Origin of the sequence: Pseudomonas ficuserectae (genome assembly GCF_024584585.1) — a bacterium.
Lineage (GTDB): Bacteria > Pseudomonadota > Gammaproteobacteria > Pseudomonadales > Pseudomonadaceae > Aquipseudomonas > Aquipseudomonas amygdali.
The window spans coordinates 2,174,266-2,199,910 of the sequence record NZ_CP085684.1; the positions used below are offsets into that span (position 1 = coordinate 2,174,266).

The 25,645-nt window shown below is 58.6% G+C and carries 20 protein-coding genes, 1 other RNA gene and 1 pseudogene; 14 read left to right on the forward strand and 8 right to left on the reverse strand.

Annotation, left to right across the window (positions count from 1 at the left end; all coding sequences use genetic code 11):
* The first annotated feature begins 29 nt into the window (after window positions 1-29).
* From LJU29_RS09605 to LJU29_RS09625, 5 genes are all read left to right on the forward strand, one after another.
* Entirely contained in the window at window positions 30-689 is a 660-nt protein-coding gene (locus tag LJU29_RS09605) for a GntR family transcriptional regulator (RefSeq protein WP_002552808.1), read from the forward strand.
* Window positions 690-693: 4 nt separating this feature from the next.
* Window positions 694-4,182: a chromosome segregation protein SMC gene (smc, locus tag LJU29_RS09610; protein ID WP_122321001.1), complete on the forward strand. Its 3,489-nt coding sequence runs from the start codon at window positions 694-696 to the stop codon at window positions 4,180-4,182.
* Window positions 4,183-4,432: 250 nt separating this feature from the next.
* Window positions 4,433-5,302, forward strand: a complete 870-nt coding sequence (zipA, locus tag LJU29_RS09615) for a cell division protein ZipA (RefSeq protein WP_005755940.1) — start codon at window positions 4,433-4,435, stop codon at window positions 5,300-5,302.
* 129 nt (window positions 5,303-5,431) lie between these two features.
* On the forward strand, window positions 5,432-7,795 hold the full coding sequence (ligA, locus tag LJU29_RS09620; RefSeq protein WP_005755938.1) for an NAD-dependent DNA ligase LigA: 2,364 nt from the start codon (window positions 5,432-5,434) through the stop codon (window positions 7,793-7,795).
* Between the two features lie 463 nt (window positions 7,796-8,258).
* On the forward strand, window positions 8,259-9,422 hold the full coding sequence (locus LJU29_RS09625; RefSeq protein ID WP_257112707.1) for a zinc-binding metallopeptidase family protein: 1,164 nt from the start codon (window positions 8,259-8,261) through the stop codon (window positions 9,420-9,422).
* A 52-nt stretch (window positions 9,423-9,474) separates the two neighbouring features.
* On the opposite strand, the gene LJU29_RS09630 is transcribed toward LJU29_RS09625, so the two are convergent.
* Window positions 9,475-9,963, reverse strand: a complete 489-nt coding sequence (locus LJU29_RS09630) for a GNAT family N-acetyltransferase (protein WP_005755937.1) — start codon at window positions 9,961-9,963, stop codon at window positions 9,475-9,477.
* Between the two features lie 226 nt (window positions 9,964-10,189).
* Between LJU29_RS09630 and ffs the strand changes: the two genes are divergently transcribed.
* An RNA gene (gene ffs, locus LJU29_RS09635) (signal recognition particle sRNA small type) lies at window positions 10,190-10,286 on the forward strand.
* 300 nt (window positions 10,287-10,586) lie between these two features.
* Window positions 10,587-11,387: a hypothetical protein gene (locus LJU29_RS09640; RefSeq protein ID WP_257112152.1), complete on the forward strand. Its 801-nt coding sequence runs from the start codon at window positions 10,587-10,589 to the stop codon at window positions 11,385-11,387.
* A 564-nt stretch (window positions 11,388-11,951) separates the two neighbouring features.
* Here the strand turns inward: LJU29_RS09640 and LJU29_RS09645 are convergent.
* Window positions 11,952-12,605 carry a DUF1826 domain-containing protein gene (locus LJU29_RS09645; protein ID WP_257112154.1) on the reverse strand — a complete coding sequence of 218 codons (654 nt, stop codon included), beginning with the start codon at window positions 12,603-12,605 and terminating at the stop codon, window positions 11,952-11,954.
* Between the two features lie 320 nt (window positions 12,606-12,925).
* Here LJU29_RS09645 and LJU29_RS09650 point away from each other — a divergent pair, with 320 nt between their 5' ends.
* Window positions 12,926-14,050: a mechanosensitive ion channel family protein gene (locus LJU29_RS09650; RefSeq protein WP_257112155.1), complete on the forward strand. Its 1,125-nt coding sequence runs from the start codon at window positions 12,926-12,928 to the stop codon at window positions 14,048-14,050.
* Between the two features lie 17 nt (window positions 14,051-14,067).
* Here LJU29_RS09650 and LJU29_RS09655 read toward each other — a convergent pair whose 3' ends face one another.
* Complete coding sequence (locus LJU29_RS09655) at window positions 14,068-15,753, reverse strand: acid phosphatase (RefSeq protein ID WP_054995606.1); 1,686 nt, start codon at window positions 15,751-15,753, stop codon at window positions 14,068-14,070.
* 93 nt (window positions 15,754-15,846) lie between these two features.
* The gene (locus tag LJU29_RS09660; RefSeq protein ID WP_257112156.1) at window positions 15,847-16,632 is read right to left on the reverse strand and encodes a substrate-binding periplasmic protein; all 786 of its coding nucleotides are present in this window, start codon (window positions 16,630-16,632) and stop codon (window positions 15,847-15,849) included.
* Window positions 16,633-16,741: 109 nt separating this feature from the next.
* Between LJU29_RS09660 and dnaX the strand changes: the two genes are divergently transcribed.
* The 4 genes from dnaX to pdxB all read left to right on the forward strand — a co-directional run bounded on the left by dnaX (window position 16,742) and on the right by pdxB (window position 20,980).
* Complete coding sequence (gene dnaX / locus LJU29_RS09665) at window positions 16,742-18,949, forward strand: DNA polymerase III subunit gamma/tau (protein WP_257112157.1); 2,208 nt, start codon at window positions 16,742-16,744, stop codon at window positions 18,947-18,949.
* A 61-nt stretch (window positions 18,950-19,010) separates the two neighbouring features.
* Window positions 19,011-19,337, forward strand: coding sequence for a YbaB/EbfC family nucleoid-associated protein (locus LJU29_RS09670; protein ID WP_002552818.1), 327 nt, complete (start codon window positions 19,011-19,013; stop codon window positions 19,335-19,337).
* 156 nt (window positions 19,338-19,493) lie between these two features.
* Window positions 19,494-19,748: a sulfurtransferase TusA gene (gene tusA / locus LJU29_RS09675; RefSeq protein WP_002552819.1), complete on the forward strand. Its 255-nt coding sequence runs from the start codon at window positions 19,494-19,496 to the stop codon at window positions 19,746-19,748.
* Window positions 19,749-19,837: 89 nt separating this feature from the next.
* Window positions 19,838-20,980: a 4-phosphoerythronate dehydrogenase PdxB gene (gene pdxB, locus LJU29_RS09680; protein WP_057453070.1), complete on the forward strand. Its 1,143-nt coding sequence runs from the start codon at window positions 19,838-19,840 to the stop codon at window positions 20,978-20,980.
* A gap of 72 nt (window positions 20,981-21,052) precedes the next feature.
* Here the strand turns inward: pdxB and LJU29_RS09685 are convergent, their stop codons facing one another.
* Window positions 21,053-21,223, reverse strand: a complete 171-nt coding sequence (locus LJU29_RS09685; RefSeq protein ID WP_002552821.1) for a PA1571 family protein — start codon at window positions 21,221-21,223, stop codon at window positions 21,053-21,055.
* 280 nt (window positions 21,224-21,503) lie between these two features.
* Here LJU29_RS09685 and LJU29_RS09690 point away from each other — a divergent pair.
* A pseudogene (locus tag LJU29_RS09690) lies at window positions 21,504-23,272 on the forward strand (ABC transporter transmembrane domain-containing protein).
* Between the two features lie 63 nt (window positions 23,273-23,335).
* Here LJU29_RS09690 and ppnP read toward each other — a convergent pair.
* Window positions 23,336-23,617, reverse strand: coding sequence for a pyrimidine/purine nucleoside phosphorylase (ppnP, locus tag LJU29_RS09695; RefSeq protein ID WP_004658419.1), 282 nt, complete (start codon window positions 23,615-23,617; stop codon window positions 23,336-23,338).
* A 112-nt stretch (window positions 23,618-23,729) separates the two neighbouring features.
* Window positions 23,730-24,272: a 3'-5' exonuclease gene (locus LJU29_RS09700; protein WP_002552824.1), complete on the reverse strand. Its 543-nt coding sequence runs from the start codon at window positions 24,270-24,272 to the stop codon at window positions 23,730-23,732.
* A gap of 249 nt (window positions 24,273-24,521) precedes the next feature.
* Here LJU29_RS09700 and LJU29_RS09705 point away from each other — a divergent pair, with 249 nt between their 5' ends.
* Window positions 24,522-25,358, forward strand: coding sequence for a substrate-binding periplasmic protein (locus LJU29_RS09705; RefSeq protein WP_019741857.1), 837 nt, complete (start codon window positions 24,522-24,524; stop codon window positions 25,356-25,358).
* Window positions 25,359-25,394: 36 nt separating this feature from the next.
* Here LJU29_RS09705 and LJU29_RS09710 read toward each other — a convergent pair whose 3' ends face one another.
* Window positions 25,395-25,562, reverse strand: coding sequence for a DUF2897 family protein (locus LJU29_RS09710; protein ID WP_002552826.1), 168 nt, complete (start codon window positions 25,560-25,562; stop codon window positions 25,395-25,397).
* Window positions 25,563-25,645 lie beyond the last annotated feature (83 nt).

Sequence of the window (25,645 nt, forward strand, 5' to 3'; positions counted from 1 at the left end):
TGCAGAACTGGTTTTTTTGAAGGATAGTCATGACGTTCAAGGCCCCGGACAGCCTCGCTGAGCAAATTGCTCATCATCTTGCCGAGCGGATCATTCGCGGTGAGCTCAAGCCTGGAGAGCGTATTCAGGAACAGAAAGTCACGCAGGCGTTGAACGTCAGCCGTGGTTCTGTGCGCGAAGCATTATTGATTCTGGAGCGCCGCCATTTGGTGGTGATCCTGCCGCGTCGGGGGGCACAGGTCACTGTGCTCAACGCGCATAACGTGACCAGCCTGTGTGGCCTGATGAGCGAGCTGTACATTCTGCTGGCCAATGCAGTGGTCGAGCGCTGGCGCACCGAGGATGATCTTGCGCCGTTCGTGCAGATACAGCAGCGTCTGCAGGTCAGCTTCGAGCAGCAGGACGTCAAGGCATTTGTCGAAGAGAGCTTCAATGTCATGCGCGCGGCCTATCCGTTCGCCAGCAACCCGTACCTCGAAGAAACGGTCGAGAACCTGCAGCCGTCCATGAGCCGCAGCTATTTCCTCGCGCTCGAGCAACGCAAGGCCGATATGGGCGACTATCTGGCGCTGTTCGACGAGTTGCTTGGCGCGGTGATCGCGCGGGATTTGCCGAAAATTCGTGCTGTGCTGATCGCCTATTGTCAGCGCAGCTGCCAGCTGGTGCTGGCCGCCCTGGCAGCGGACTGACGCCATGCGCCTGAAGTGCATCAAGCTGGCAGGGTTCAAGTCGTTCGTCGATCCCACCACGGTGAACTTCCCCAGTAACATGGCGGCCGTTGTCGGCCCCAATGGCTGTGGCAAATCCAACATCATCGACGCCGTGCGCTGGGTCATGGGCGAAAGCTCGGCCAAGAACCTGCGCGGCGAGTCGATGACCGACGTCATCTTCAACGGCTCCACCAGCCGTAAACCGGTCAGCCAGGCCAGCATCGAGCTGGTGTTCGATAACTCCGACGGCACGCTGGTTGGCGAGTACGCGGCGTATGCGGAAATCTCCATTCGCCGCAAAGTGACGCGCGACAGCCAGAACAGCTACTACCTCAACGGCACCAAATGCCGCCGTCGCGACATTACCGACATCTTCCTTGGCACCGGTCTGGGGCCGCGCAGCTATTCGATCATCGAGCAGGGCATGATCTCCAAGCTGATCGAAGCCAAGCCGGAAGACCTGCGCAACTTTATCGAAGAAGCCGCCGGGATCTCCAAATACAAGGAGCGCCGTCGGGAAACCGAAAACCGTATTCGCCGCACCCACGAGAACCTGGCGCGCCTGACTGACCTTCGGGAAGAACTCGAGCGTCAGTTGGAGCGTCTGCATCGGCAGGCCCAGGCCGCCGAGAAGTATCAGGAATACAAGGCCGAAGAACGCCAGTTGAAGGCGCAACTGTCGGCCCTGCGCTGGCAGGCGCTGAATGATCTGGTGGGGCAGCGCGAGGCAGTGATCGGCAATCAGGAGATCGGTTTTGAAGCGCTGGTGGCTGATCAGCGCAGCGCCGATGCCAGCATCGAAAGGCTGCGCGACGGCCATCATGATCTGTCCGAACGCTTCAACCTGGTGCAGGGCCGTTTTTATTCGGTCGGTGGCGACATCGCCCGCGTCGAGCAGAGCATCCAGCACGGTCAGCAGCGGCTGCGTCAATTGCAGGACGACCTGCGCGAAGCAGAGCGCGCCCGCCAGGAAACCGAATCCCATCTCGGCCACGACACCACCTTGCTTGCCACCCTGGGCGAAGAGCTGGAGATGCTTGAGCCCGAGCAGGAAATGACCAGCGCGGCCGCCGAAGAGTCGGCCATTGCCCTGGAAGACGCCGAAGCGGCCATGCAGGGCTGGCAGGAGAAGTGGGACGTCTTCAATCAGCAATCCGCCGAGCCACAGCGCCAGGCGCAGGTCCAGCAGTCGCGCATTCAGCAACTTGAACAAAGCATCGAACGCCTGGCCGAACGCCAGCGGCGTCTGGCCGAAGAGCGTCAGTTGCTGGCCGCCGATCCTGAAGATGCGGCCATTCTGGAATTGAGCGAAGACCTCGCCACCCGTGACATGACCCTTGAAGAACTGCACGCAGGTGAAGAGCAGGCGGTCGAGCGTGTTGAGCAATTGCGTGAAGCTCTGCAGCAGGCCAGTCAGGCGCAACAGCAGGCGCAGGGCGAGCTGCAACGTCTCAACGGGCGTTTGGCTTCCCTGGAAGCGCTGCAACAGGCGGCACTTGACCCGGACACCGGCACCGCCGAATGGCTGCGCGATCAGCAACTGGCCGAGCGCCCGCGTCTGGCCGAAGGGCTGAGCGTTGAAGCAGGCTGGGAGCTGGCCGTGGAGACCGTGCTCGGCGCGGATTTGCAGGCTGTGCTGGTGGATGACTTCGACGCGCTTGATCTGGCGAACTTCCAGCAGGGTGATCTGCGCTTGCTCAGCGCCGGTGCCGATACAGTGCGGGTGCCTGGCAGCCTGCTGGAGAAAGTGGACAGTACGGTTGATCTGTCCGCCTGGCTGGGCCAGGTGATTCCGGTCGAGGATCTGGACGAAGCGCTGGTGCGACGTGCGCAACTCAGCGCCGGACAAAGCCTGATCAGCCGTGACGGCTATTGGGTCGGGCGGCACTTTTTACGTGTGCGACGTGCCAGCGAGGCGCAGAGTGGCGTGCTGGCGCGGGGGCAGGAGTTACAAAGCCTGGGCCTGGAGCGTGATGAGCGCGAAGCGACGCTGGCTACGCTTGAAGAGCAATTGCTGGTGCTGCGCGAGCAACAATCGCAGCAGGAAGAAGCCCGCGAGCAGCTGCGCCGCCGCGTGCAGGACGAAACCCGTCAGCAAAGCGAGTTGAAGGCGCAACTGTCGGCGGTCAGGGTCAAGGTCGAGCAGTTGACCCTGCGTCGTACTCGTCTGGACGAAGAGCTGGCCGAGCTGGGCGAGCAACGCGCTGTCGAGCACGAGCACCTCGGCGAATCGCGCCTGCAATTGCAGGATGCACTGGACAGCATGGCGCAGGATACCGAACAGCGCGAAGTGCTTCAGGCGCAGCGTGATGCGCTGCGTGAGCGTCTGGATAGGATTCGCCAGGATGCTCGGCAGCACAAGGATCACAGTCATCAACTGGCGGTGCGTCTGGGCTCGCTCAAGGCGCAGTACGATTCGACGCGTCAGGCGCTGGAGCGCCTGCGCATGCAGTCCGAAAGGCTGACCGAAAAACGCGAGCAACTGAGTCTGAATCTGGAGGAGGGCGAGGCACCGCTTGAAGAGCTGCGCCTCAAGCTTGAAGAGCTGCTGGAGCGGCGCATGGTGGTCGATGATGAAATGCGCATCGCCAAGAACGCCCTCGAAGACGCTGACCGCGAATTGCGTGAAGCCGAAAAGCGCCGGACCCAGGCCGAACAGCAGTCGCAACTGCTGCGCGGCCAGCTTGAGCAGCAACGTCTGGAATGGCAGTCGCTGACGGTGCGCCGCACGGCGTTGCAGGACCAATTGCACGAGGACGGCTACGACCTGCACGGCGTGCTCGCCACGTTGACCCCTGATGCCAGCGAGCAGGCGGCCGAGCAGCAACTGGAGAGCATCGCCGGGCGTATTCAGCGTCTGGGGGCGATCAACCTCGCCGCCATTGACGAGTACCAGCAGCAATCCGAACGCAAGCGTTATCTGGATGCGCAGGATGCTGATCTGGTGGAAGCACTCGACACGCTGGAAAACGTCATCCGCAAGATCGATAAAGAAACCCGAAACCGCTTCAAAGATACCTTCGATCAGATAAATAGCGGAATTCAGGCACTTTTCCCAAAAGTTTTCGGTGGTGGCTCCGCTTATTTGGAACTGACGGGCGAAGATTTACTCGATACAGGGGTGACAATCATGGCGCGCCCTCCCGGCAAGAAGAACAGCACCATTCATCTGCTGTCGGGTGGGGAAAAAGCCTTGACTGCACTGGCGCTGGTTTTTGCCATTTTCAAACTCAATCCTGCGCCGTTTTGCATGCTTGATGAGGTGGATGCGCCGCTGGATGACGCCAACGTGGGTCGCTATGCGCGGTTAGTGAAAGAAATGTCACAAACTGTTCAGTTCATCTACATCACCCACAACAAGATCGCCATGGAAATGGCTGACCAATTGATGGGTGTGACGATGCATGAACCAGGCTGTTCGCGGCTGGTAGCGGTGGATGTAGAGCAAGCGATGGCGCTGGTGGACGCCTGAGTTCGGGCCTGATTCAGCGGCGAAATGGCTGCGTAAGCGCCTGAAAATGTGACGGTTGTGTGATAGATGGCACTTTGGGCGGCGAAGAGGCGTAACAGACGGTGTAAAGTTGCCTTTGGTCGTGCTAGTTTAGTGACCACTTTTTATTTTCGCGTGGGCAAATTGCCAGTCAGAACATAGACTTGGCACCACGTATTAAAGGGGTTTAGGCCCTTATTTTCAGATTTCTTCATTAGAGGCACTGGATTACATGGAAATCGGTCTGCGCGAGTGGCTGATCGTCATCGGCATAATAGTCATTGCCGGTATTCTCTTTGATGGCTGGCGCCGTATGCGCGGCAGCAAAGGTAAATTGAAATTCAGGCTGGATCGAAGCTTCTCCAATCTTCCGGACGAGGAGGAAACCACGTCGGCCGAAGTGCTCGGGCCGCCCCGTGTGCTGGACACCCACAAGGAGCCGCAGCTCGATGAGCATGATTTGCCGTCGATGAGCGCCAGCCCGCGTGAGGGCAAGCGCAGCAACAGTGACAAGCGTGGCAACAGCGATAAGAAGCGCAAGGACGAACCGCAGCAGGGTGACCTGAATCTGGATCTGGACGGCCCGAGCCTGTTCACCGGGCGTGACGATGACTTCCCGGACGACAAGCCTGCCCAGCGCATCACTGAGGACAAGGACCTGCCTCCGGTTGAGGAAGTGCTGGTCATCAGCGTGATTTCGCGCAGTGACGGCGGCTTCAAGGGCCCTGCGTTGTTGCAGAACATTCTGGAAAGCGGTCTGCGTTTTGGCGAGATGGATATTTTCCACCGTCACGAAAGCATGGCAGGCAACGGCGAAGTGCTGTTCTCGATGGCCAATGCGGTCAAGCCCGGCGTGTTCGATCTGGACGATATCGACCATTTCAGCACCCGTGCCGTGAGCTTCTTCCTTGGTTTGCCAGGCCCGCGTCATCCCAAGCAGGCCTTCGACGTCATGGTTGCCGCAGCCCGCAAGCTGGCCCACGAACTGGATGGCGAGCTGAAAGATGATCAGCGCAGCGTCATGACCGCGCAAACCATCGAGCATTACCGTCAGCGCATCGTTGAATTCGAGCGCCGTGCGTTGACCCAGCGTCGCGGTTAAGCGAATCCTTGTCCACTTCCCGATCAAGAGCATGCTCCGGCGCGCTTTTTCGGGGATTGGGCTTGAACAGAACAGAGCCAACAGATTGAGCAGCCTCGGCTGCTCTTTTGCTTTTTGAGAGAACACCGTATGAAGGCCGTCGAAACCCGAATCCTGGAACTGCGTGCAGAGCTGGATGAGCACAATTACCGCTATCACGTGCTGGATGAGCCCAGCATCCCGGATGTCGAGTACGACCGCCTGTTTCACGAACTCAAGGCCCTTGAGGCAGAAAACCCGCATCTGGTCACGCCGGATTCGCCGACGCAACGGGTCGGCAGTGCCGCTTTGTCGGCGTTCACCCAGGTGCGGCACGAAATGCCGATGCTCAGCCTGGGCAACGCTTTCGAAGAAAACGACATGCTCGAGTTTGACCGGCGGGTAACCGAAGGGCTGGACTTGCCTGCCGGGGACCTGTTTGGTGCGGGCAGCAAGGTGCAGTACAGCTGCGAGCCCAAGCTGGACGGTCTGGCAGTCAGCCTGCTGTATCGCGATGGTGCGCTGGTACGCGGTGCGACGCGTGGGGACGGGACCACCGGCGAGGACATCAGCGTCAATGTACGCACCGTGCGCAACATCCCGCTCAAGCTGAAAGGCAAAGGCTGGCCGGATGTGCTGGAAGTGCGCGGCGAAGTGTTCATGTCCAAGGCAGGTTTCGAGCGGCTCAACGCCAGCCAGCTGGAAATCGGCGGCAAAACCTTCGCCAACCCTCGCAATGCAGCGGCGGGCAGCCTGCGCCAACTGGACTCGAAAATAACTGCCAATCGTCCGCTGGAATTCTGTTGCTATGGCCTGGGGCAGACTTCGGCGGAAATCGCCGACACTCACATCGGCGTGCTTGAAACGTTGAAAAAATGGGGGATGCCGGTCAGTCGCGAGCTGAAGCTGGCGAATGGCGTCGAGGAGTGTCTGGACTATTACCGCGATATCGGTGAGCGGCGCCTGACGCTGAGCTACGAGATCGACGGTGTGGTGTTCAAGGTCAACAACCTGGCTGCGCAGCGCGAACTGGGCTTTCGCGCCCGCGAGCCACGCTGGGCGATCGCCCATAAATTCCCGGCCATGGAAGAGCTGACCGAGTTGCTGGATGTCGAGTTTCAGGTAGGCCGTACCGGTGCGGTAACGCCGGTCGCGCGCCTCAAGCCGGTCAAGGTGGCTGGTGTCATGGTCGCCAACGCCACGCTGCACAACATGGATGAAGTGGCGCGGCTCGGCTTGATGATTGGCGACACGGTGATCATCCGTCGTGCCGGTGACGTGATTCCGCAGGTGGTGCAGGTTGTCGTCGAGCGCCGTCCTGAAAGCGCAAGGCCGGTCCAGGTACCACAGACCTGTCCGGTATGCGGCTCGCATGTCGAGCGCACGCAGTTGATCAAGCGCAGCAAGGGCAAGGAAACCGTCACCGAAGGTGCGGTGTATCGCTGCGTCGGGCGTCTGGCCTGCGGTGCGCAACTCAAACAGGCGATCATCCACTATGTGTCACGTCGTGCGATGGACATTGAAGGGTTGGGAGACAAGACCATCGAGCAACTGGTCGATGAAAAACTCATTGGCTCGCCTGCCGACCTGTACAAGCTGAAATACGAACAAATCATCGACCTGGAAGGCTTTGCCGAAATTTCCAGCAACAAGCTGTTCAAGGCGATTGCCGACAGCCGACAGCCGACCCTGGCGCGCTTCATCTATGCCCTGGGCATTCCCGATGTGGGCGAGGAGACGGCCAAGGTGCTGGCGCGTTCGCTGGCGTCTCTGGACCGCGTCAAACAGGCATTGCCGGAAGTCCTGACGTACCTGCCGGACGTCGGTCTGGAAGTCGCCTACGAAATTCACAGCTTCTTCGAAGACGAGCACAACCGTAACGTCATTGATGCGCTGTTGGGCGAATGTGGACTGAAATTGCAGGACCAGGGCGAGTTGGGTGCCGAGTTTGCGGCCAGCACTACGCTTGAAGGGCTGATCGACAAATTACATATCCCGTCGGTAGGGCCGGGCGCTGCACAAAAACTGGCTGACAGATTCGGCACGCTGGAGGCCATCATCAGCGCCGATTGGCTGGACATGCGCCAGACGCTGCCGGAGAAGCAGGCCAAATCGGTCCGTGATTTCTTCGACGACAGCGCACATGCCGAGCGTGCACGCGCCATAGAAGCCCAGCTCAAAGACTTCGGCATGCACTGGCGCAGCGAGAAAAAAACCGTCGAAGGCTTGCCGCTGGCCGGGCAGACCTGGGTACTGACGGGGTCGCTGGAACGCATGAGTCGCGACGTCGCCAAGGAAAAACTCGAAAGCCTTGGTGCCAAAGTCTCCGGCTCGGTCTCGGCCAAGACCCACACCGTGGTTGCAGGCCCCGGTGCAGGCTCGAAACTGACCAAGGCCAACGAGCTGGGGCTGACCGTACTGGACGAAGATGCGCTGCTCAAACGCCTGACCGAACTGGGCGTGACGGTTGACTGAGGCAGGCCGACGCTCCACTTGATTATCGTGCGCTCCGCCTCGCATGCCGTTCTGGACGCTCTGCGTCCGGTCTTGAGTGCGATGGTGCGGCGTAGATCTTTGACGCAGAGCGTCACGCACGGCATTCCCACGCTGGAGCGTGCGGAACGATAATCTCAACTACCGTGCGATGCTCTGCTTAGGCATGTCTTGATTATCGTGCGACGCTCCGCGTCGCATGCCGTTCTGGACACTCTGCGTCCGGTCTTGAGTTTGATGGCGTGGCGTAGATCTGTGACGCGGAGCGTCACGCACTGCATTCCCACGCTGGAGCGTGCGGAACGATAATCTTAGCTACCGTGCGATGCACCGTTTTCGCCCACGCAAACGCCGTCGACGCTATCCGTCCCCACCGTTCGATAATATTTTGAACCCCTGAAGCTTAGGCATGATCTAGTCCATGCAAGGCCAACGGGAGATCGCCATGTATCGCTTTTTCGAGCAATTGAGTTCACGCATTACCGCCCCATTTGTCGGCGAATCCAAACGTAACAGCAAGGTCTGGCAGTGCACATGCGGCCAGTCGGTGTTTTTCCCCAATTCCCAATGCCTGGCCTGTTCGGCTGCGCTGGGTTACCTGCCGGAGCAGGGGCGCGTGGCTACGCTTGAAGCGGGGCCTGAGCCTACCTGGCGCCTGAGCGACGAGCCGGGTGCTGGTCTGTATCGACGTTGCGCCAACCTCGATACCCCGGCAGCCTGTAACTGGCTGTTTCCGGAGCACAACGCCGGTGAGTTCTGCGTTGCGTGCAGCCTCAATTGCACCATTCCCGACCTGTCCATCGCCGAAAACGGTGAGCGCTGGCGCAAGGTCGAGACCGCCAAGCGTCGTCTGGTTGCGCAGCTGATTTCCCTGGGGCTGCAGGTCATCCCCAAGAGCGTCGATGAAGAAGCCGGCCTGGCCTTTGACTTTGTCGGTGTCGATCTGGAAGGCAAGCTGCCGACCACTGGCCACGCCAATGGCCTGATTACCCTTAACATCGAAGAAGCCGACGACGCTCACCGCGAAGCGATGCGCGTGCAGATGCACGAACCCTACCGCACCTTGCTCGGCCATTTCCGCCATGAAGTTGGCCATTATTACTGGGATCGACTGATCGCCAATACCCACTGGCAGGACGGTTGCCGCAATCTGTTCGGCGATGAGCGCGCCAGCTACGCCGATGCGCTTGATCACCACTATAAAAACGGCGCGCCCGACAACTGGCAGGAAAGCTTTGTCAGTGCTTACGCCACCATGCACCCGTGGGAAGACTGGGCCGAAACCTGGGCTCACTACCTGCATATGATGGACGCGGTCGACACCGCCCTGGGTTTTGGCATGAGCGCCCGCGACATGGAGCTGGACTACCAGCCATTCCCGCTGGAAGTGCTCTATGATCCACAGCACCCAGGCGGCCCGGCGTTCCTGTCGTTCGTCAACGCCTGGATCGAACTGGCCAGCATGCTCAACGAGCTGTCACGCAGTATGGGTCAGCCGGACTTCTATCCGTTCGTGCTGCCTCCTGCGGTAATCGCCAAGCTGCATTTCATCCACTTGGTGATTCAGGACGCGGGTGGCAAGGCCGACGAGGTGTTGCAGGCTCAGTAACCCAGACAGCGCCTGACATCGTTGGATGTCAGGCGCGTGCTCAAACTTCGTATCAAAGTGTCAGCACCAGCCTGCGCTCAAAACCGATCCTTCCGCGGTAAGCCTCTCCGGTGTCCACCCAGCCCTGACCTGAATAAAGCCCGATAGCAGCGCTATTATCTGCATCTACCGAGAGCATCAAATGCGTGATGTCTGGCCACTTCAGGCGTAGCGCCGCAGGCAACGCCTGCAAGCACGCTTTGCCTAGCCCCTTGCCCTGTTCGTGATGATCTATTTGCAACGCATGCAGCGTCGCAGCCAGCTCCTCCTGAGCCCAGTGCGGCAGACAGTCGCCACGCTTGAGCAGGAAAAAACCCACCGGCTTGTCGTCGCCCAGCAGCACAAAGCCGCAAACATTGGGGCTGGGGTTGACCAGCAGAGTATTGAGCGCGGTGTAAATATCACCGGAGAACTGTGTCTGCTCCTGCGTCACCTCAAGGTGTCCGAGCTGTTGACGTTGAGAGGCGTTGAGGTCGTGGTAGTCGACCAATCGAGTCTGCATGAGCAACCTGCTGGCTGATTATTGTTGAGGCGGGCAGGGTACAGGATCGAATAAGGGTGTTTCGAGGATTTGTGACATCAACGGCCGATGCAGCTTTGCGTTTCAGCCCCTGCACACAAGTGCTTGAGCCCCCTCGAAATTTTTATCCGAACCAACGGTTGTAAACTCACGCCAGACCGGTACAATAGCGCGGCTCGCCAACTGGTGAGTGTCGTTATGGTGACCCCATCGGTCCCCCCGCAACGATTACCCGTGAACCTGGTCAGATCCGGAAGGAAGCAGCCACAGCGGGAACATTGTGTGCCGGGGTGTGGCTGGTGGGGGCACCACCTATCTCTAAGTCCTTGATTCTAAAAGTACTTCTCAGTAAAAAATCTCAAAGTTTGATAACGTTTGGGTACATCAAGTGGTGCGCTGTGCTGCATATGCTATCGGCTTAAGTCCTTGCATCCAAACCTTTCTGTTTCACGCTACCGCCGTGGGCCAAAGTTTTACGATTAGGCTCAGCAGCAGGGAAGCTGAACGATTCGCGAAATCCTGCCAAATCCTGCAGTGCTTTTTTTGTGGTTGATTGGCCTCTATCCAGCAGCCAAGATGAATTAACACTACAGGGAGAGCTGTCAATGAAGGTCTTGGTCATGTGTGCGGGATGTTTTCAGGAGGACGGTCATCCGTTGAATTGCCACACAGCTTGGCACGAGGTCAATGACCGAGGAGCCTATCTGACGGAGTGCCCGAGAGGCCATAAGACGGTGTCTGTAGTACAGCAACATAAGTTCGAGATCCTGTTCGAGCTTGGCGCTCGGGCATTATTAGATGGCTATCCCGGCGAGGCAATTACTCGTTTCGCTTCCTCACAGGAGCGTTTTTTTGAGTTTTTTATTCGAGTAGTCGCCCAGAGGAACCAGATTGCACAGGCTGCGATGAAGCAGACATGGCAGGACTTAGTTAATTCATCAGAGCGGCAATATGGCGCCTACCTCATGCTTCACCTTCTTCATTATGGGACGTCCGTATCGCCGAAGCCTGAGAAGGTGAAGCCCGCAGGGGCGACTGGCAAAACAAAGGATTGGAAAGCCTTTCGAAACAGCGTCGTTCATAAGGGGTATATTCCTTCGACCGAAGAGGCGATCCAGTATGGGGAGTTGGTCTACGACTTCATCACTTCGCAGGTTGCGTCCTTGATGTCTACCGCAGGCGAGTCTGTCCAGACTGCGACCATGAATTTGATTATGGAAGCTGCTGATTCATTTAGAGATGTCGAAGGTCGCCGCTATAACCAGACAATGGCCATCCCCGGTGTTGTGGGGGTTCTGGCAGGGACTGAGGTAAGATCATTCCGGGAGGCTCTTGAGCAGGTGCGGGTGATGAGATCGACAATGGATAACTTGGTTACCAATTTAGAGCACGCCAAGGGGGCCTAGGGTATTTAAGTTTTGATCTTCTGTAGTGGTTTCCCTATTTGAGCGGTGGTGGTCACTATCGGAAAGCTAGCATTCTCTGCCGCTTGTCTGCAGGGTAACCTCAAGGAATCATACATGGACGATAACAGTTAAGAAGGGGCGTTATGAGGCGAGCTGAAGGTAACTGGCATGAGACTATGGAGGAAGCCATGCTGGCTACACCCCGGAGTTTTAACCGCCCGTGCTGAGTGTTCGCACGGCAGATATGTTGCACCCTCATCAGTCCGTAACCCTTACCCCGTAAGGCCGGCAACGATTACCGAGCATGCTTGCATGCCACTTGGTCAGATCCGGAAGTAAGCAGCCACAGCGGGAACATTGTGTGCCGGGGTGTGGCTGGTGGGGGCACCACCTATCTCAAGGTCCTTTTCTGAAAGGGGCCTACCCGTAAAAATGAAAGCCTATTCCTGTTTCGACTGCGCCCTGCGCTGGCGAGAACTTCGTGCGTCTGTAAAAACAGTTTGCCCGGCACGGAGATAACCGCCGGATGTTTTCAATCCGGCGGTTAATCCTGCGTGGCCTGTCTTACTTCCATCGCGCCATGAATATGGACCTGCCGGTCTCACTTGGTGAGCGATGTACCAGTTTAGGAACGCTTTCTTCGGTAATGCCTTTGCCAGCAAAGAAATAGAAGCGGTCTCGCTTGGCTTCTTTGGTCTTTTGTGCGACCACCTCGACGCTCAGGGAGTTCATTTCTGCATATTCCCCGTTCGTAAACACGGCTTTTGACTCCGGCGACGTAACGAACTCTGTGCCGCGGCCTTCAATCGCTGAGATGCAAATGACTTTTAGCGGTGCTCTGTCTTGATGCCATTGCTCTGAGCGCGGATTGTCCGCGCGCCGTAGTTGAAATTCGTAGGGGCGTAATTGTTGTTTTCTTCCCGTGAGCGAGGCGGCGATGTCTTTTTCTACTGTCGTTACCGAGCGCTCATGCTCGGTCGCCCGCAGGTCAACGACTTTACCGACGGTTTCGTTTCGCCATGCAGGGTTACTGAGACGGCTTTGCTCGAGCAAATAGCTTTTAGTGTGCTCCGACATGCGAACGCTGAAATACCCTTCCTCTTTGAGCTTTGCAGTTTTTTGCTGAATTTTCTCTGGCTCCAGCTTCAACTCATCAAAGGGCTGTGGCTGGGTGTAATACGTCGATGGGCCAGCTCCCCCACTGATGCTAAAGGTCATGGGTATTTTCCTCTGAGTTGATGTGATCTTTAGCCATGGCTAGCCTTGTGGCCATTTGGTCTACCTCCTCCACGGCGGGGGATGATTGGCGATGAGTAGAAGAATGGTTCCATGCTGGCCAACTGGGCAATCAGGAGAGGGCGTGGTGTGATTTCCAGTGCTCTACCAGCAGCCAAATCAAACTGAACCCTCACTCCTACACACCCCCTAACCCCTTACGCGTCGCTTGAAACCGTTTTACGGCAAGGGGCAATTCAAGTTGCTGCGGGTGTCACGGGCTTTTCGGTCAGGCGTCTCGTAGCAGTGGAGCCGGGGGCCGGATGGAACAGGACATCATCAGATTTTTCACAGACTCGCAATTTTTGGGCATCTCGCTCGCCAACTGGATACTCGCTGTGTTCGCCTCGACCATGAGTTTTATTCTGGTCAGGGGGGTTATCGGTTTTGTGCTCCGAAAGATGCGCTCGCGGCCTGATTCGCCCAGCACGCATATGCGCTACATCGTGGTGCAGGTGCTGTCGGGCACCAGCAATACACTGTTACTGCTGGCTTCGATTCTGATCGGGGTGGGCATGCTCGATCTGCCGGAGCGCTGGCTTGGGCGGGTCAGCAGTCTGTGGTTCGTGGTTGCTGCATTGCAGGTCGGGTTGTGGGCGAACCGGGCAATTGCGCTCGCGCTGCAGCGCTACTTTGTACGTCACAACGCTGGCGGCACCTATCAGGGCAGTGCGCTGGCAACGTTGAGCCTGTGGGGCGCGAAAGTGTTGCTGTGGGCCACGGTGGTCATGGCGATGTTGTCGAACGTCGGGGTCAACATCACCGCGTTTGTCGCCAGCCTCGGGGTGGGCGGTATTGCGGTTGCGCTGGCGGTGCAGAACATTCTGGGTGATGTGTTTGCCTCACTTTCCATCGCAGTGGACAAGCCTTTCGAAGTCGGCGATTTCATTGTGGTTGGCGCGCTGTCCGGTACGGTCGAACATGTCGGTCTGAAGACCACGCGCATCCGTAGCCTAGGCGGCGAGCAGATCGTGATGGCCAACGCCGACATGATCAACAACACCATTCAGAACTACAAACGCTTGCAGGAGCGGCGCATTGTCTTCGAATTCAGGCTCACGTATGACTGCTCTGTCGATCAGATACGGGAAGTGCCAAAGAAAGTAGAAACGATCATCAACGCGCAGAAACTCGCCCGTTTCGACCGCTCGCATTTCCGTGGTTTTGGCGAAACGTCACTGGAGTTCGAGACCGTCTTTATAGTTCTCGACCCCAGCTACAACGTTTATATGGATGTGCAGCAGGCGATCAATCTGGACATCATGGAAGCCTTAGCCGAACTGGATGTGCGTTTCGCGTTCCCGTCCCGCACGGTGTATGTGGCGTCCCTGCCACCGGTCAAGACGTCGCGTCCGACTGCACTGGAGGCAGCCGACGCGAGTATCTGAGCTCTATAGCGACGGACTCAGGCAGGAAAGTGCAATGCGTTGGTCAGGTCGCCCATGGGAGCCTGGCCGCGCGCGATCATGGCGTCGTCGCGGCGCTTCAGCCCGTCGAGCTTTTCCAGGCCGTGAACACGGGTAATCAGGCGCAGAATCGAGGCCGTGTCGTATACCGTGTGGTCCACCTTGCCTTTGCGGGCGAAGGGTGAAATGACCAGCGCGGGAATACGCGTGCCAGGGCCGAAGCGGTCGCCTTTGGGCGGTGCGACGTGGTCCCACCATCCGCCGTTCTCGTCCACAGTCACGACGATCACCATGTTGTCCCATTGCGGGCTCTTGCGCAGCACCTTGATCACCCGGTCTATGTGCCGGTCACCCGCAGCCACGTCGGCATAACCGGCGTGCATGTTCAGGTTGCCCTGGGGCTTGTAGAAGGTTACCGCGGGCAACTTGCCGGCTTCGGCATCGGCGAGGAAGCGGTTGGTGCTCGACTCGTCACCCAGGCCGCCGTCACGCAAACGTTTTTTGCGTTCTTCAGGGTTTTGCGGACCCTGTTGCTTGAAGTAGTTGAACGGCTGGTGATGGTATTGAAAGTTAGGGATTTTCGGGATTCCCGTGGAGTCCTTGAACTCGTCCAGCGTCACTTGCCAGGCCCCAGCGTACCATGCCCAGTCGACATTTCTTTTCGACAGTTTGTCGCCGATGTGTTCGTGGCTTTGCGGAACCAGCACGTTGGGCAGATCCGGTTTCGAGTAATCAGGGTTATGCGGGTCGCGCAGCCAGGTTGGCCAGTAGGGCGGGGCCATGGTGTTGACGGCGTAGTTGTCCGGGGTAATGGCGCTGGGGCCGAACTGCGGTGGCCCCTCCATTGCGCTGCCAGGCGACTTGTCCAGTGGCTTGAGGCGCGGGTCCTGTGGGTTGAAGCTCTGCAGGGTTGCGATCTGGGATTTGGCCGGAGACTCGGCAGCGTTGGGGTAAATCGGCGCGGTGGCTGAAATCAGGTATTGGTGGTTGAGGAACGAGCCGCCGAATGCACCCTGAAAGAAGTTGTCGCACAGCACGAATTCCGAGGCAACGTCCCACAGGCGCAGCGAGTACTGAGTCTGTGAGTAGTTGCCCATGGTCAGCCCGCCAGCGTCGGCCCAGGCGACGAATCGATCATTGCGACCGTCGTTGATCTGCATCTGATTCTGATAGAAAACGTGCCACAGGTCGCGAGTGACCAGACTCAGCGGCAGGTCTTCGCCGTTTGGCCCCTTGAGCGGGAAGGGAGCGTTGGGCAGGTCTTTCTGAAACTGCTCGCCTGCCGGGTAGGTCACGCCGTCAACGGTTTGCGGCCCGACCTGCAACACGCCACCCCAGGCGGGCGGCAGTTTGGACAATAGCGTGCCGTCGCGGTCGCGCTGTTCATAGTCGGAAGGTCTGAGCGAGGAGAGTGGCTTCTGGACCCCGGGAAAATCGCCGAACAGGTTATTGAAGCTGCGGTTCTCGGCGTAGATCACCACAATGGTCTTCACGTTTTCGCGCAAGGCCCGGTCCAGCGCCGGCCCGGCAAGATGATGATGCTTGTCGTTGTCGGCGGGCGGTTTCTCGTGGGCCGAAACGTAGCTGCTCAGCGTGACGCCTGCGCCCAAGGCAGCCATCCCGCCCAGAAAACGACGGCGGCTGGGGTTGTTGTTGGTGTCTTCGTCGTCTGGTCTGTCGCTCATCGCCAAATACTCGCGCTGGTTAATGTATTATCAAAGATTTCAGGCGAGCGTAACGACGGAATATGACGCTATTGCTACACCGCAGATGAAGGGTTACGGGGGCGTAGGCGCGGTGTAGTGATCGATGATTTGCTGAATCTCGCCCGACAGGCGCATTTGCACCAGTGTGCGCAGGATTTTACCTGTCGGCAGCTCGGGGGGGGTGCGTATCAGGCAGGCCGCAGGCTGCTCTGCGACCAGCGATATGGGCTTCAGCCTTCTGCCGACAGACAGGTTTCGATTGGTCCATTCAAGGATCAACTGGTTGGTCACGGCGTAGTTGTAGCGTCCAGCCATCAGCTTGCCGAGCGTCTGGTTCTGCGTGCGCGCGTCTTCACGTATCAGTTGATGATTATCGAAAAGATGCTGCAGGGCAGGGTAGTTGTAGCCAAGTACAGTGCCGACGGTTTCATTGTCGAACTGCTCCGGGTAAGGACCCGCAGCTGTTTCGGCTGAAGCGACCAGCCAGTCGCGTTGATAGAGAATCGGCAGGCTCCAGAGGTAATCCCCGGACAGATCGGGATACCACGCCTGTGAGCTGTAGCAATGCATGTCTACTTCGCCACGCTCAAGCGCCGACTGGATGCGCAGGCGCGGCATCACGTGGTACCTGGCTTCAAGGCCGACATGGTGCGCAACGCTTTGCATGATGTCGAACAGAATGCCGGATTCGGGCCGAAAGTCGGTGATATGCATTATCGGCATGGACCACCCTTCGTTGACCGCGAAGTCCAGAGTGCCTTTGGCCGCGCTCACCGTCTGCATCGACAGCAACAGCATGCACGCCACGGCTGCACGAGGCAGCCGTGGCTCTGCAAAAGTCCGTTTAAAGCGCGTCATTGGATTCATTTGCTCAGCTTAGCCACAATAGAGGCGGACACCAGATGCAATTTTGCCCCTGCTCGGCTAGCATTGGCGGTCTTCCGCTTACCAGTTGCGACGGTTTTAAATGAGTTATCAGGTCCTTGCACGTAAATGGCGTCCGCGCTCGTTCCGCGAAATGGTCGGCCAGGCTCATGTGTTGAAGGCCCTGATCAACGCGCTGGACAGCCAGCGCCTGCACCATGCCTATTTGTTCACCGGCACGCGAGGCGTCGGCAAGACCACTATCGCGCGGATCATCGCCAAGTGCCTGAACTGCGAGACCGGCATCACCTCCACGCCCTGTGGCACTTGCTCGGTGTGCAAAGAGATCGATGAAGGCCGTTTCGTCGACCTGATCGAGATCGACGCCGCCAGCCGCACCAAGGTCGAAGACACGCGCGAACTGCTGGATAACGTGCAGTACGCGCCAAGTCGCGGTCGCTTCAAGGTCTACCTGATCGACGAAGTGCACATGCTCTCCAGTCACTCGTTCAACGCCTTGCTCAAGACGCTTGAAGAGCCGCCGCCCTACGTCAAGTTCATCCTCGCTACCACCGATCCGCAGAAGCTGCCTGCGACCATTCTGTCGCGTTGCCTGCAGTTCTCGCTGAAAAACATGACGCCCGAACGTGTGGTCGAACATCTGACCCACGTACTGGGCGTCGAGAATGTGCCGTTCGAAGACGATGCGCTGTGGCTGCTCGGGCGCGCTGCCGACGGTTCGATGCGTGACGCGATGAGCCTGACCGATCAGGCCATTGCCTTTGGTGAAGGCAAGGTCATGGCTGCCGATGTGCGCGCCATGCTCGGCACACTGGATCATGGTCAGGTGTTCGATGTGCTGACTGCGTTGCTGGAAGGCGACGCTCGCGGTGTGCTGGAGGCGGTACGCCACCTGGCCGAGCAGGGGCCTGACTGGAATGGTGTGCTCTCGGAAATTCTCAATGTTCTGCACCGCGTGGCGATTGCCCAAGCGTTGCCCGAAGGCGTCGACAACGGGCACGGCGACCGCGACCGGGTGTTGGCGCTGGCCCAGGCATTGCCTGCCGAAGACGTGCAGTTCTATTACCAGATGGGTCTGATTGGTCGTCGTGACTTGCCGCTGGCCCCGGATCCGCGTGGCGGTTTCGAGATGGTCCTGCTGCGCATGCTGGCATTCCGCCCGGCCGATAACGACGATGCGCCGAGGCAACCGCTAAAGCCGGTGGGGATCAGCCAGGCCACGGTTGATTCCCGAAAAGCAGTGGCCGATGCGACACCTGTTGCATCGGTAGCTCCCGCAGTTTCAACAGCACCGGTGATGGCTGCGCCCGATCCGGCCTTCGAAGCGCTGCCGCCAGCCGCCGCCCCGATGCCGACCGCTGCTGCACGAGCTGAGTCCGCAGCACAGCCAGAATCACAGCCGCAAGCACAGCCCGAGCCGGTCGAAGAAGTCGATCTGCCGTGGAATGAGCCAAAGGCACCGGTTGCCGAAAAAAACGCTGAATCCGCACCTGACACTGGCACTGTTGCAGAACCGGTAGCCGAGCCGGTTCTGGAGACTGTCTCCGAACAGCCAGACCTCACGCCAATGCCGACGCCTGCGCCCGCCAGCCCAGTGCCAGATGCGCCGGAGGCGGAACCTGCGCAGCCGGTTGCCGAGCAGCAGGTTACACCGGCGATGCTTGAAGCCATCCCTGATTCCGCCTATCTGTCCATGAATCCGGATTCGATGTCTTCGAATTCCGGCCCAATGGGCCGTGATGACGAACCGCCAGCGGACGACGATTACGTCGAGCCGGACATCGATATAGACCCGGCGTCCTACAGCTATCTGGATGAGCTGGCCCACGAGAGCGTCGTCGAGCTTGAAGCGGTCGAGCCCGCTCCGGCCGCCAAACCAGCCACCGGCCTTGCTGCCGACTGGCTGGAGGTATTCCCCAAACTGCCGATCTCCGGCATGACCGGCAGCATTGCCGCCAACTGCACCTTGATGGCGGTCGATGGCGATAAATGGCTGCTGCACCTGGACCCGGCGCACAGCGCCCTGTTCAACTCAACCCAGCAGCGCCGCCTGAACGATGCGTTGAACCAGTATCATGGTCGCACGATCAATCTGAGTATCGAGCTGATCAAGCCCGAGCAGGAAACTCCTGCCCAGGCTGCTTCGCGACTGCGTGCCGAGCGTCAGCGTCAGGCCGAAGCCTCGATCCAGGCCGACCCGTATATCCAGCAGATGTTGCAGCAGTTTGGCGCTGTTATCCGGGAAGATACGATCCAGCCCGTAGACGCGCCTGCGGTGCAGCCTCAATAACTGAACACAGGGCGCCATTGGCGCCGCGCAAACAAACCATCCATTTTCGAGGAGATATCCCATGATGAAAGGTGGCATGGCTGGCCTGATGAAGCAGGCGCAGCAAATGCAGGAAAAAATGGCCAAGATGCAGGAAGAACTGGCCAACGCGGAAGTCACCGGTCAATCGGGCGCAGGCCTGGTGAGCGTCGTGATGACCGGTCGTCACGACGTCAAGCGCATCAATCTGGATGACAGCCTGATGCAGGAAGACAAGGAAGTGCTGGAAGACCTGATCGCCGCTGCCGTCAACGACGCCGTGCGCAAGATCGAGCAGGCCAGCCAGGACAAGACCGCTTCCATGACCGCAGGCATGCAGTTGCCACCGGGCATGAAACTGCCGTTCTGACGGTCGTCTGGGTCACGATCAATGCCAGGCTATGTGCCTGGCATTTTTCTGTCTGCTGTCTTGCTGCGCGCCGCCGTTCGGCATCAGTACAACCATCAGTATTTGGCCTGACCGACTGAATTGAGCGACAATCGCCACCCGCCTCTGGAGTGCCCCATGTCTGAGCCCATTGAAAACCTCACCGTCGACGCCGTGCTGGACGCTGTCGGCCTGTTCTGTCCGGAACCGGTGATGATGCTGCATCAAAAGGTGCGTGACTTGCCTGCGGGCGGCCTGCTCAAGGTGATCGCGACCGATCCGTCCACGCGCCGCGATATTCCGAAGTTCTGTGTATTTCTTGGGCATGAGCTGGTTGCGGAGCAGGCTGAAGAAGGCACGTTCCTGTACTGGATACGCAAAAAGCCTGATTGATTGTTACATCGCTGCAACCCGCGCCGGTTCACGACGCACCTGTTCCCACTGGGGACCGGTCCCTGTTCGCCAGACCCAGAGAGTCTTCCATGCGCATTGTTGCTGACGAAAATATTCCCCTGCTCGACGCTTTTTTCGCTCATTTCGGTGAGATTCATCGCTTGCCGGGACGCGCCATATATCGCGCTGCGGTGGCGAACGCCGACATCCTGCTGGTGCGCTCCGTGACACCCGTAACCCGTGAGCTGCTCGAAGGCAGCCCGGTGCGGTTTGTCGGCACCTGCACCATCGGCACCGATCATCTGGATCTGGACGGGTTTCAGCAAGCCGGTATCCAGTGGGCCAGCGCACCGGGCTGCAATGCGCGCGGCGTGGTGGATTACGTGCTCGGCAGCCTGCTGACCCTGGCTGAAATCGAAGGCGTCGACCTCGCGCAACGTACTTACGGTGTGGTCGGTGCAGGGCAGGTGGGTGGTCGTCTGGTCGATGTCTTGAAGGCGCTTGGCTGGAACGTACTGGTCTGCGATCCGCCACGCGAGTCTGCCGAAGGTGGTGACTTCGTCAGCCTTGACGAGATATTGCAGCGCTGTGACGTCATCAGCCTGCACACGCCGTTGAGCAAGACCGGGGCGTTGGCAACCTGGCACCTGCTCGACGAAACCCGTTTGCGCCAACTCAGGCAGGGCGCCTGGCTGATCAATGCCAGCCGTGGTGCCGTGGTGGACAACACTGCGCTGCACGACGTGCTGCTTGAGCGCGAAGACCTGCAAGCCGTGCTGGATGTGTGGGAAGGTGAGCCGCAGGTCAACGTGGCGCTGGCCGACCTGTGCGTTCTGGGTACGCCGCACATCGCCGGTTACAGCCTTGATGGCAGGCAACGGGGCACTGCGCAGATCTATCAGGCGCTGTGTGCCTTTCTGGGGCAGCCTGCGGTGATAAAACTGGACGATCTGCTGCCCAAGCCGTGGCTGGCGCAGGTCAGTCTTGATGCTGCAAGCGATCCGGTCTGGGCACTGAACATGCTCTGCCGTGGCGTGTACGACCCGCGGCGTGACGATGCAGACTTTCGGCGCAGCCTCACCGGCGACACTGCCAGTCAGCGCCTGGCCTTCGATGCCCTGCGCAAGCATTACCCGTCACGTCGGGAAATCGAAGGTCTGAAGGTCCGTTTGGAAGGTGAGTCCGGGGGGCTGGCGCAACTCGTGCGGGCGCTGGGGGCCGTACTGGTCTGATCGTCCGGTAAACGCGGGACATAAAAAACCCGACTCAGGGTCGGGTTTCAAGACATTTGGTCAGGTTCGGTTTTATTTTTCCGGGGTTACCCAGTTCTTGTCGCATTCCTGGCAGGCGGCCTGAACCATTGCTTCAGTGATCAGGACTTCTTGCCCATGCTCGTCGAGAATTGCACCGCCAACCGGCAGATTGGGCGTGGCTCGAACGACTGGAACTTCGTTGCTGCGCTCTTGCAGGCTCATGGTGTTTCTCCTTTCATCAGGTAACGGCGTTAAATTAACCGCGCTTGATGACCGGTCCGTGACAGGTTCTGTCAGCCGCTCAAACGCGTTCCCAGTGCAACAGAAATGATGCAAATCTGCCAGCAGGCGCTTAGATCGATGTCTTATAGCGCCTCTGTAAAGCAGTCATAACCTGACCTTTGAAGCCGGGCGCAAGTTCATTCGAAATGATGCACAGCGCGTCATGCGTGACAGGTGTAGGCTTCGCTATTCAGACAGATCGGGCAAACAGGCAGGCTTCATGATTTCACGGATTACCCGACGTCACCGCCAGGCACTTCGCCTGGCCGCGAGTTTCATTGCGCCGTATCGCTGGCAAGCGTTCGGAGCGTTGTTGGCACTGGTCATTACCGCGGGTATCACCCTGTCGATCGGCCAAGGCATCAAGCTGATGGTCGATCAGGGCTTCATGACCCGCTCGCCGCAGTTGCTCGAGCGCTCGATCGGCTTTTTCATGCTGCTGACGGTCGGCCTGGCCATCGGAACGTTCGCCCGCTTTTATCTGGTGTCATGGATCGGCGAGCGCGTGGTCGCCGACCTGCGCAAGAAAGTATTCGATCACCTGATAGAGCTGCATCCGGGCTTCTACGAGAACAATCGCAGCTCGGAAATCCAGTCGCGGCTGACTGCCGATACCACGTTGTTGCAGTCGGTGATCGGCTCGTCACTGTCGATGTTCCTGCGCAACGTACTGATGGTCGTTGGCGGCATCGTGCTGTTGTTCATCACCAACCCCAAGCTCACCAGCATCGTGGTGGTGGCGTTGCCGCTGATCATCGCGCCCATTCTCATGTTCGGGCGGCGGGTACGAAACCTGTCGCGCGAGAGCCAGGACCGGGTCGCCAATGTGGGCAGCTACGTGGCCGAAGCGCTGGGGCAGATCAAGACGGTGCAGGCGTACAACCATCAAGAGCAGGACAAACAGCGTTTTTCACATACGGTGGAGCAGGCGTTCGATACCGCTCGCAAACGGATTTTGCAGCGCTCCTGGCTGATTATGCTGGTGATCGTTCTGGTGCTGGCGCAGTGGCGGTAATGCTGTGGGTGGGCGGCATGGACGTGATCAGCGGACGTATTTCCAGCGGGGAGCTGGCAGCGTTTGTGTTTTACGCGCTGATGGTCGGCATGGCGTTCGGAACGTTGAGCGAGGTGATTGGCGATTTGCAGCGCGCCGCCGGTGCCGCAGAGAGGATTGGTGAGCTGCTTCAGGCTCGCAGCGAGATCAAAGCGCCAGCCACAGAGCTGCAGAGCCTGCCGCAACGCATCAGCGGGCGTCTGGCGCTGGAGAATGTCACTTTCGCCTACCCGTCGCGTCCCGAGCGCAATGCGCTGGATAACCTGACCCTGAACATCGAGCCCGGTGAAACCCTGGCGCTGGTCGGGCCTTCCGGAGCAGGTAAGTCGACTATCCTCGACCTGCTGCTGCGTTTCTACGACCCGATTCAAGGGCGCATCCTGATCGAGGGCGTGCCGATCGCACAGCTCGATCCGCACGATCTGCGCCGCTGCTTCGCGCTGGTTTCACAATCACTCGCGCTGTTTTTTGGCAGTGTCGAGGACAACATTCGTTACGGAAACGCCACTGCGAGCCTTGAGCAGGTACAGGCAGCAGCGCGTATCGCCCATGCGCACGAGTTCATTCTCGACATGGCCGACGGCTACGGTACGCATCTGGGTGAGGGCGGGGTGGGATTGTCCGGCGGACAGCGGCAGCGTCTGGCGATTGCCCGCGCGTTACTGGTCGATGCGCCGATCCTGTTGCTGGACGAGGCGACCAGTGCGCTGGATGCGCAAAGTGAGCACTTGATTCAGCAAGCCTTGCCAAGCCTGATGCAGGGCCGTACTACGCTGGTCATCGCCCATCGACTGGCCACTGTGCAGAATGCCGACCGGATTGCCGTTATGGATCAGGGCCGGCTGGTGGCGGTCGGTACCCATCAGCAACTGATTGCCAGCAACCCGCTCTACGCACGTCTGGCGGCGTTGCAGTTCAATGCTGGCGTCGAATAGAAAGGGGCAGTATAGGCAGGTGTGCGGGCAAGGTGGGAGGTCAGGCCCCCCACGTGTTCAGCCTCAGCGGTATTCGCACAGGTAAGCGGTATCAACGCTGACCTTGAGCTGGAACTTGCTGTTGGCCGGGACATTGAACTGGCTGCCGGTGGAGAAAGTTTCCCAGTCGGTACTGTCCGGGAGCTTCACGTTCAGCTCGCCGGAGATCACGTGCATGATTTCCCGTTGCGCTGTACCGAACTCATATTCGCCCGCCGCCATGACACCGATGGTTGCCTGACCGTCGACCTGACTGAAGGCGATGGATTTGACGGTGCCGTCGAAGTACTCGTTGACCTTGAACATGGGCGATTCCTTTTGAAAGGGCTGGAAATGGCCCGCCAGTATGCCCAACACGGTAAAACTCGTCACGCCCCTTGCAAGTCGATGCTGAACAACTGACGACGTGCAGCGAGATTCAATTAGGCAGTATCAACGGCAAGAGCCGGGCGGTATTGCGTGCATCAACCAGTGCCCGGTGTTGCTGACCTGTGAATTGCATGCCTGCCAATTGCAGGGCGCTGTTCAGACCCATCGGCTTTTGTAGCTGACGGGCCTGGGCGAATCGCTGTTTGAGATTGACGTGCGGCATGCTCGACAATGCGCTGTCGAGGCGGTGGTAGCGCCATTCCTCTTCCAGTTGCTGGCGGTCGTAATCCCCCCAGCTGGCCCAACCCAGCACGCGGGCACGGTGATGGCTCAGCCAGCGCTCGAACTGAGGCCACACGGCCGTCAGGGGCGCAGCGCTGTCGATACTGCTTTGATTGATATGGGTCAGCTCTCGGCAAAAATGAGTCAGCACAGGCCTGCGTGCGGGGCGTACGAAGCGCTCGAAATGGTCCAGCTCGCGCCCGTCCTGATTGACCAGCGTCGCGCCTATTTCGATGACTTCCATTTCTGCGACCGGCCAGCCACCTTCTTCGGTGGTAGCCTCCAGATCAATCACCAGCCAATGCGGCATCATCAAGCTCCCTTACGATAGTCAATGGCTTCAGCGTAGCCAGATTAGCCTGTTGCGCCCACGCTTGAGGCTGCGCCGACAATATCGTTTTTACAACTGCCCTTACAGTGACCGCTGCTAATGGCATTGGTGCCTCACGCGAGTTCATCGCAGCGGTGCACAATAGTAACCACTGTGAGCAATGCTGACGCCGTTGATTTGACAGTTGTTTAAATCATGGAAACCGCATAGCGTGGAGGGCTTTGATTGATGTCGTGTTTTATGAAAAAATTTGCGGTATTAATTGATGGCGTCGCGCGCACGTTCGCCACAGGCCTTCTGCTCTTTGTGCCGTTCATGGCAACGTCCCAAGTCTATGCCGCGCAGGTCGTGCGGGTGGCCGCCGTGCATTTCCCTCCGTATATGGTCCGCCCTGAAAAAGGCGAAGACGCCGGTCTGTTGCCCAAGCTTATCGATGCCCTGAATGCCGAGCAGGACGATTACGAGTTTGTGATGATCCCCACCTCCGTGCCCCGGCGTTTTCGTGACTTTGCGGAAGGGCGTTTCGATGTTGCGATCTTCGAGAACCCTGACTGGGGCTGGAAGGACATTGCGCACGAAACCGTCGATCTGGGCCTTGAAGATGCCGAGGTCTATGTAGCAAGGCGGGTCGAAGGGCGTGATCAGAATTACTTCGATGATCTGTCTGACAAACGTCTGGCGTTGTTCAGTGGTTACCATTATGGATTTGCCAACTTCAATACCGATCAGAAGTACTTGAGTGAGCACTTCAATGTGACCTCCACCTATTCTCACGACAGTAATCTATTGATGGTGGTGCGCAATCGGGCGGATATCGCGCCTGTTACCCGTTCTTATCTGATTGATTTTATGGCACATAACAAAGATGAAGCGGCGCAGTTAATGGTCTCCGAACGCGTTGATCAGATCTACCGTCAATACGCGTTGTTGCGCCCCAATGGCAACATTGATGTTCCACACTTCAAAGCGCTGCTGGAGAAGTTGCGCGCGGACGGCGAGTTGGAGACGATCTTTCAGCCGCTTCATATCAAGGTGCTTTCGGTCAGCGCAGAGATCGGGAAATAGGCAGGGGCAGGTTTTCAGCCTGCCACCCGGACTTATTTAACGGTCCTTGGCTTCCTTGGCGTCCATTTCGGCGTTGCGCTCATGGACGCGCTTGAGTTGTTCTTCGGTGAGGGGCAGTTTCTTGGCTGTATCGCGCAGCATCATAAGACCGCCGACGATCGAGCCGATGGCTACGAGCAGAATTAACCAGGCATACCAGGGCATAGCGCTCTCCTTGTTGTGATACCGGTTTGAGCAGCGAGGCTGCTCAATGGTTCAAGTGTATGCGCCCTGATCGGGTTGCGTGC

Bases quoted from the DNA above. Each gene is read 5' to 3' on its own strand.
- LJU29_RS09605 (WP_002552808.1), top strand. From the start codon at position 30: ATGACGTTCAAGGCCCCGGACAGCCTCGCTGAGCAAATTGCTCATCAT.
- smc (WP_122321001.1), top strand. From the start codon at position 694: ATGCGCCTGAAGTGCATCAAGCTGGCAGGGTTCAAGTCGTTCGTCGAT.
- zipA (WP_005755940.1), top strand. From the start codon at position 4,433: ATGGAAATCGGTCTGCGCGAGTGGCTGATCGTCATCGGCATAATAGTC.
- ligA (WP_005755938.1), top strand. From the start codon at position 5,432: ATGAAGGCCGTCGAAACCCGAATCCTGGAACTGCGTGCAGAGCTGGAT.
- LJU29_RS09625 (WP_257112707.1), top strand. From the start codon at position 8,259: ATGTATCGCTTTTTCGAGCAATTGAGTTCACGCATTACCGCCCCATTT.
- LJU29_RS09630 (WP_005755937.1), bottom strand. From the start codon at position 9,963: ATGCAGACTCGATTGGTCGACTACCACGACCTCAACGCCTCTCAACGT.
- LJU29_RS09640 (WP_257112152.1), top strand. From the start codon at position 10,587: ATGAAGGTCTTGGTCATGTGTGCGGGATGTTTTCAGGAGGACGGTCAT.
- LJU29_RS09645 (WP_257112154.1), bottom strand. From the start codon at position 12,605: ATGACCTTTAGCATCAGTGGGGGAGCTGGCCCATCGACGTATTACACC.
- LJU29_RS09650 (WP_257112155.1), top strand. From the start codon at position 12,926: ATGGAACAGGACATCATCAGATTTTTCACAGACTCGCAATTTTTGGGC.
- LJU29_RS09655 (WP_054995606.1), bottom strand. From the start codon at position 15,753: ATGAGCGACAGACCAGACGACGAAGACACCAACAACAACCCCAGCCGC.
- LJU29_RS09660 (WP_257112156.1), bottom strand. From the start codon at position 16,632: ATGACGCGCTTTAAACGGACTTTTGCAGAGCCACGGCTGCCTCGTGCA.
- dnaX (WP_257112157.1), top strand. From the start codon at position 16,742: ATGAGTTATCAGGTCCTTGCACGTAAATGGCGTCCGCGCTCGTTCCGC.
- LJU29_RS09670 (WP_002552818.1), top strand. From the start codon at position 19,011: ATGATGAAAGGTGGCATGGCTGGCCTGATGAAGCAGGCGCAGCAAATG.
- tusA (WP_002552819.1), top strand. From the start codon at position 19,494: ATGTCTGAGCCCATTGAAAACCTCACCGTCGACGCCGTGCTGGACGCT.
- pdxB (WP_057453070.1), top strand. From the start codon at position 19,838: ATGCGCATTGTTGCTGACGAAAATATTCCCCTGCTCGACGCTTTTTTC.
- LJU29_RS09685 (WP_002552821.1), bottom strand. From the start codon at position 21,223: ATGAGCCTGCAAGAGCGCAGCAACGAAGTTCCAGTCGTTCGAGCCACG.
- ppnP (WP_004658419.1), bottom strand. From the start codon at position 23,617: ATGTTCAAGGTCAACGAGTACTTCGACGGCACCGTCAAATCCATCGCC.
- LJU29_RS09700 (WP_002552824.1), bottom strand. From the start codon at position 24,272: ATGCCGCATTGGCTGGTGATTGATCTGGAGGCTACCACCGAAGAAGGT.
- LJU29_RS09705 (WP_019741857.1), top strand. From the start codon at position 24,522: ATGTCGTGTTTTATGAAAAAATTTGCGGTATTAATTGATGGCGTCGCG.
- LJU29_RS09710 (WP_002552826.1), bottom strand. From the start codon at position 25,562: ATGCCCTGGTATGCCTGGTTAATTCTGCTCGTAGCCATCGGCTCGATC.